We start from the raw sequence: 6,000 nt of genomic DNA, 5'->3' as shown, positions 1-6,000 counted from the left end.
TCCGCGCCGCTGCCGGTTGCTCACATCGCGCCAATCGGCGTATCAACCCAACGGGCTCCGGTTCCGCATGGATGAAAGTTCAGTGGCAGGTCAGCCACCTGCGCTGTCGCTTGGTCGTTCGCAGCGCGCAGTTGGGCAACAGCTGGGTTGGCTGAATAGGCTTGAAGCTGCCCAAGCACATGGGGAGTGAAATGCTGGTGAATTTGATCTAGAAACTGTTTGGGATAAAACTCTGGGTCCAATCCGGCTACAACTTCGCGCAGATTGCCCAACACATTCTTCAGTCGTCGACGTTCGTCCTCAAACTCCGCGTCCGTGTCTTCCACTTCTGTTTCCAGGTACTCGTCAGCTTGATTCAATAGCTCGTGTATGGGATGTTTTTCAAATTCGTCAGACCAACGGGACACTATAAATTCCTTAAATTCGCGCACTTGGCACAAAACATAGGCAAGTTGTTGCTCAACTCCAAGGTGTGATGTGGGGTTAGCGCGGTCGGAATAATGCTTCCGGGCACCGCTAACAGAAAGAGCGCTCTTTCTGCGGCGTTGCAGCTGACCGCTGCGACTACGGATTGTTATTTCAGGTCTGTCGATGTAGCGAAGCGCCGAAATCAGCAGTTCGATCAGAACCAGTCAAAGTCGGCTTCGTCCGCTCTGCCGACCTTCGGTCCCGAAAATGCTGCACGATTGACGAATGGCCGGTCTGGGGAAGCTGCGATGCGGCACTGGGCCGAAGCCGAAAGGCCGGTTAGGGCCGAGCATGTCGATCAGAACGGAGCTTACTTGGTGGACCCGGCGTTGAGCCAGTCCAACACGTCCTTGGTCGCATCACACCACCCCGCCTTGCGATTGGCGACAATGTAATAGCCTCGATCGGTAGCGACTACTTGCTCAATCGGTCGAACAAGCCAGTCGCGCTGTAGGTAGTCGTCCAGGATCTGGTCCCAGCCGATTGCGATTCCTCTGCCGGCGATCGCAGCCTGAATGGCCAGCGTGTAATTGTTGTATGTCGGGCCGCGAAGTTGACCGGCAGCCAGCCCACATGCGCGAAAAAACCCCACCCAGTCAAGCCAGGGCTTGTAATCAGTTTGCACCCTCAAGAGCTGATGCTGTAGCAGATCCGCCACCGATCGGATCGGCGCCCTGCCATCGAGGTAGCTGGGACTGCAGACAGGAAAGCTGCGTTCCCTGAACAGCAACCTGACATCTCCGTCACTCCAGTTTCCGCCCCCAAAGCGAATGGCAATCTCCGGTTCGCTGTCGGAAAGCCGTTGCTCGCACTCAAGCGTACACACCGCGATATCCACCTCGGGATTGGCCGCCTGATACTCGCTCAGGCGCGGCATAAGCCAATAGGTTGCCAGACCGTAATTGGCGTAGATGGTCACGCGATTGGGTTGATAGGCCTGCGCAACCTCCCGCCCCCCTTCCACGATTCTGGCGAACCCGGATGTCACTGCGTCAAAATAGATCTTTCCGGCGCCGGTCAGCACGACACGCCGATGTTCGCGAGCGAAGACTGCAACACCGAGCGCATCCTCCAGCGACCTGACCTGACGGCTGACCGCAGGCTGGCTGACATTCAGCTCACGCGCGGCGGCGGTGAAACTGCCGCATCGCGCTGCCGCCTCAAAGGCGATCAATGCGCGCAGCGGTGGAAGGGTACGACTCAAGTGATCCATAACCTCATCGTATGCCAAAGATGAGAATTTTCAATCTGCACAAACGCCCAGCATTTGATTTGATGAGCAACATCGATACTCGTTGCATGAGGCATGGCCATGGATGGTGATTTCTGGAACATCGACATCGAAACCCTGCAGGAAGAAGAGTTGCGCCATTTCGAAGCGCCGCTTCTGGCCCGACAGATCGAATATTTATACGCGAAATCCGATTATTACCGCGCAAAACTTGACGCTGCAGGGATCCGGCCCGGCGACATCACCTGCCACGAAGCGTTGGAACAGGTGCCGTTCACCGAGAAAAAGGATCTGGCGCGGGCACAGCGCGAGGGGGCGTTGATCGGTCCGCATCAATGTGCGCCAAGGTCTGATATTGTGCGGATGGTCGGCACCGGTGGCACGTCGGGAAAACCCATGCTTATCGGTTGGACCCGCGAAGATGTCCAAGCCTATAGCGAAATGGGCGCGCGCGCGCTTTGGATACTGGGCTGCCGCCCCGGCGATCTGGTGCTGAACTGTTTCAATTACTCGATCTACGCCGGCGGGGTTATGGACCACATGGCGTTCGAACATCTTGGCGCCACCGTCTTGGCCTATGGGGTCGGGAAATCACGCGCGCTGCTGGACATGTTTGCCGACATTCCCGGCGACAAATGCCTCTATTCGACGCCGTCCTATGCCGTGCGGCTCGCCCATGTCGCGGCCGAGGCCGGTATCGATCCGCTGAGCCTGAACATCAGGAAGGGCTTCTTCTCGGGCGAGGCAGGGCTGCAGGTGCCGGGATATCGGCAGAAGATCGAAAACTTGTGGGGCATGAGCACCCATGATCTCTACGGCATTGCCGAACTTGGCTGCCAGAGCGCTGAATGCGAACATCATGACGGCATGCATTTCTGCGGCCAGGGCTATGTGATCCCCGAGTTGATCGACCCTGATACCGGTGCGGTCAAACCCATGCGTGACGGCGAAAAAGGCGAACTGGTCTACACGTCGATCAGGCGTCAAGCCTCGCCATTGCTGCGGTTGCGCAGCCATGATTTCGTCGAGATCAAGACCAGCCGCTGTGCCTGCGGGCGCACTGGGCTTCGATTTCACACACAAGGGCGCAGCGACGACATGTTCGTGGTCAAGGGCGTGAACATCTTCCCCACGGCCGTGCAGGATGTCTTACACGATCTGCTGCCGCGCCTGACGGGCGAGTTCCAGATTGCTCTCGATTCACCGCCGCCGTTTGACTACGCGCCGCGCCTGATTGCCGAGGTTGCCCACGACATACCGCATTCAGAGCATGAATCGCTGGTCAGAGAGACCGAAGCGCTGGTCAGCCGCAAAGCTGCATTCGCTGTGCGAGTCGCGCTTGTCAGACAAGGGACAATTGCCTCGGAACATAAAACCAAACGCGTTCTGCGCAATTATCCAATCTGAAGGAGAAAGCACCATGGCCATTAAACAAGAGCTCAACAACGGTGTTCTATGGGCGGTGATCGATCGGCCCGAGGCGCTCAACGCGTTTGACATTCCGGATCTTGAAGAGCTGCGCCATCTGTTTCGTGATGCCAAGACGAATGCAGATGTCAGGGTGCTGGTCCTAACCGGCACCGGCAGGGCCTTCAGTGTGGGTGCCGACATCAAGGCCATGGACAAGATGACCGAGGCGGAGTTTGGCAAGGCCGCATCCCTTTACCAGGCTCTCGCCCGCGAGGCGCTGTCGCTGGACAAGCCGATCATCGGGGCGATCAACGGCTTTGCGTTGGGCGGCGGGCTGGAGGTGGCGCTGATGTGCGACATCCGCATCGCTGGAAAATCCGCAAAACTGGGCCTGCCGGATGCCTATATGGGGTTCAGCCCAACCGGCGGCCTGACCTGGTTGCTGACCAGAATGGTTGGCCTGAGTGTCGCCATGGACATGGCCCTGAGCACCGACATGCTCGATGCCGATGCCTCCCTGCGCGTAGGTCTGGTTAGCCGGGTGGTCGCGGACGATCAGCTTGAGCCTGTTGCGCGCGAGATGGCCGAACGGATTGCGGCATTTCCCGAACGCGGCCTACGCAATATTAAGCGGTCTTTCTATATGGCAGCGGATGCGGATTTTGCTTCGGTCCTAACCCTTGAGGAAGCCTATGATTCCGATTGCTTCCGCTCGGAAGGCACCCAGAAGGCGCTCAAGGATTTCATAGAATCCCGTCGAAAATGAACGTCGTAGACCCCGAAACAGCCGGTGTTGGGCGTCGCGTTGCTGTCGTTCATACTTGGCACTCTGCACTCATTTTCAGCTTTGCTAATGGCAATGGAACAGGCGTTCGTCGTCTCGTGCAGTGCCGCGAGCGTGACCTACTACATCGCGCTTGCGTCGCCGGCAGTGGCGGTCCTTTTGGGTCACAGGCTGTATGCCCGCCTGTGACCACCCATCTATATTGCCATGACCGGTGTGCTGGCGGCGATGGGCTGCACGTAGGTTGCCCTTTTTCTTGGAAGTCTGGGTGACCTTCCTCCGCCGCATCGAGTGTGTGCCGTAGGCGGAGCACTCCCGCCCGATTGCAGAAACCCAGCCGCGCACCATTCGGGCGTATTTGCGCGTCGAGATGTGCAGGCGCTCGGGGAACCGTCCCGGCCAGAGATATTCGGACCCAATCATCAGCGGGTCCTGCATCCACTTCGCGACCGAGGCTCGAGTGCCTTCTGAAACCCCAAGACGGACTGATTTTCGGGCTTTGCTCTGCAAGACGGACGCCCGGCTCTTGATCTGACCAGACGCCATAATGTCGATCACCTTCATCTTGACCAGATCGCAGCCTCGCAACTTGCTATCGATGGCCATGTTGAACAGCGCAAGGTCGCGATGGTTCGCCGCGAGCTCAAGACGTACGCGACTTGCCCATAGGTGCTGTGGCTTCAACGGTCGTTTCTGACCGACGGTGCGCCCCTTGTTCCGAGCGGGGCGAAGCGCCCGGATGGCGGCCAAGTTTGGTGTTTCCATGACAGCTCCTCCAATCCGTCCTGCCCTCCCACAACGACAACCCGAGGTTGATAAGGTGTCGTACCATGAGACGTTGCGCCGCAGCCGAAGTCGGCTTGGAGCCTTCCTTGACCAATGCTAACAGCCAACAAATTGCCACCACGCTAATGTTTTAGCGCCCTGCTTTTCGAGAGGACCGCCTCGATCGACTATATGATCTGATGCCTTCAGGCCAAGTTCGAGGCCATCGCACGCGGGCATCCCGCCAACCGCGTCGACGAACCACTTCAGCGGGGGTTCATGCTAAACTCAAACCGCTCTGATGTTCCGTTTTATTTGATGCGGAACTCAACGAGCAGAAACAGGATCCAAATGCCGACCGAAGAAACAATCTTGAAGCGATCGCTCGTTGCGATCCTGCTGGTATCTGTGCTCGGCATCGTGTTTGGCATCGGGTCGGGTTCATTCGCGATCCTGTTCGATGGCGTATTCTCGCTGGTCGATGCAGCGATGACGGTGCTGTCGTTATTTGTCGCGCGGCTGATTACACGCTCAACGGTTACAAATGATTTACCCGAGCATCTTCGTCGTCGATTCAGCATGGGCTTTTGGCATCTTGAGCCCTTGGTTCTGACGCTGAACGCAACGCTCCTTCTGAGTGTCACCATCTATGCTATTTTCAGCGCCGTGATGAGCTTGCTCAGCGGCGGGCGGACGATTGAATTTGGTCCCGCTATTGCCTACGCAGTGGCTGTCTTCGCCATATGCGCAGGAATGGGCTGGTATGAGCATCGCGCCAATCGCCGGATCGGGTCTGACTTCATCAAAATGGACGTGCAGGGCTGGATAATGGCGGGCGGCATCACGTTGTCGCTGCTGATTGCCTTTGCGATCGGATATATGCTTGACGGCTCGGATTACAGTTGGCTTTTGCCCTATATCGACCCGGCGGTGCTGCTGCTGGTTGGGCTGGTATTGGTGCCCGTTCCGATCCGCACACTGCGTCGCGCGGTGGCCGAGGTGCTGCTGATAACCCCAGACGATCTGTTGCAAAAGGTTGAGCGGGTCGCCGATGAAATCATGAGCGAAGAGGGCTTTCGCGGCCATCGCGCCTATGCCGCTCGCGTGGGTCGTGGTACGCAGATCGAGCTGTATTTTATCGTTCCCACCGATCAACCGCCACGCCGACTCGAAGAATGGGACGCGCTCCGCGACCGTATAGGCGCTGCTGTCGGCGGTGATCCTCGCCAGCGCTGGTTGACCATCGCCTTCACCACCGACCCCGATCGCGCTGGTTGACCGAATTGATCTGATGCGAGCGTTGCAACTCGGACTTAAATCTCAGTAATCGGAGAGCTGCTAC

The 6,000-nt window shown here is 57.8% G+C and carries 6 protein-coding genes; 3 read left to right on the top strand and 3 right to left on the bottom strand.

Annotation, left to right across the window (positions count from 1 at the left end):
* Positions 1-20: 20 nt before the first annotated feature.
* Together JAO82_RS13220 and JAO82_RS13215 are read right to left on the bottom strand one after the other, a co-directional pair.
* Positions 21-431 (bottom strand): hypothetical protein, encoded by a 411-nt coding sequence (locus tag JAO82_RS13220; protein ID WP_198686865.1) that lies wholly within the window; start codon positions 429-431, stop codon positions 21-23.
* Between the two features lie 347 nt (positions 432-778).
* Complete coding sequence (locus JAO82_RS13215) at positions 779-1,699, bottom strand: LysR substrate-binding domain-containing protein (protein ID WP_198686864.1); 921 nt, start codon at positions 1,697-1,699, stop codon at positions 779-781.
* Positions 1,700-1,780: 81 nt separating this feature from the next.
* Between JAO82_RS13215 and JAO82_RS13210 the strand changes: the two genes are divergently transcribed.
* Positions 1,781-3,106 carry a phenylacetate--CoA ligase family protein gene (locus tag JAO82_RS13210; protein ID WP_198686863.1) on the top strand — a complete coding sequence of 442 codons (1,326 nt, stop codon included), beginning with the start codon at positions 1,781-1,783 and terminating at the stop codon, positions 3,104-3,106.
* A gap of 13 nt (positions 3,107-3,119) precedes the next feature.
* A complete protein-coding gene (locus tag JAO82_RS13205) occupies positions 3,120-3,875 on the top strand; it encodes an enoyl-CoA hydratase/isomerase family protein (RefSeq protein WP_198686862.1) in 756 nt (251 codons plus the stop codon).
* 84 nt (positions 3,876-3,959) lie between these two features.
* Here the strand turns inward: JAO82_RS13205 and JAO82_RS13200 are convergent, their stop codons facing one another.
* Entirely contained in the window at positions 3,960-4,658 is a 699-nt protein-coding gene (locus tag JAO82_RS13200; RefSeq protein ID WP_232897403.1) for a tyrosine-type recombinase/integrase, read from the bottom strand.
* Positions 4,659-5,009: 351 nt separating this feature from the next.
* Here JAO82_RS13200 and JAO82_RS13195 point away from each other — a divergent pair, with 351 nt between their 5' ends.
* A complete protein-coding gene (locus JAO82_RS13195) occupies positions 5,010-5,936 on the top strand; it encodes a cation diffusion facilitator family transporter (RefSeq protein ID WP_198686861.1) in 927 nt (308 codons plus the stop codon).
* Positions 5,937-6,000 lie beyond the last annotated feature (64 nt).

Origin of the sequence: Pontibaca salina, assembly GCF_016307205.1 — a bacterium.
GTDB classification, from domain to species: Bacteria; Pseudomonadota; Alphaproteobacteria; order Rhodobacterales; family Rhodobacteraceae; genus Pontibaca; species Pontibaca salina.
The sequence above is the reverse complement of the archived record's forward strand: the minus strand, read 5'-3'. Positions and strand labels throughout refer to the sequence as shown.